This window comes from Pseudomonas sp. BCRC 81390 (assembly GCF_030341915.1).
Classification (GTDB): domain Bacteria; phylum Pseudomonadota; class Gammaproteobacteria; order Pseudomonadales; family Pseudomonadaceae; genus Aquipseudomonas.
The window spans coordinates 1-275 of sequence record NZ_JATAAG010000011.1 but is presented as its reverse complement, the minus strand read 5'-3'; the positions used below and the strand labels follow the sequence as shown (position 1 = coordinate 275).

The window sequence follows — 275 nt, the reverse complement described above, 5'->3', positions numbered from 1 at the left end:
CCAGTTTCACTGCTGGTTAATCAGGCTAAGGTAAAATTTGTGAGTTCTGCTCGAAAGAGCAACATGCGAATTTTCGGCGAATGTCGTCTTCACAGTATAACCAGATTGCTTGGGGTTATATGGTCAAGTGAAGAAGCGCATACGGTGGATGCCTTGGCAGTCAGAGGCGATGAAAGACGTGGTAGCCTGCGATAAGCTTTGGGGAGTCGGCAAACAGACTGTGATCCAGAGATCTCTGAATGGGGGAACCCACTCAGCACAAGCTGAGTATCTTG

1 rRNA gene is annotated in these 275 nt (G+C 48.4%); it reads left to right on the top strand.

From position 1 onward, the window contains the following. Positions 1 to 121 precede the first annotated feature (121 nt). A 23S ribosomal RNA gene (locus QSV36_RS06575) occupies positions 122 to 275 on the top strand; the annotation flags it as partial.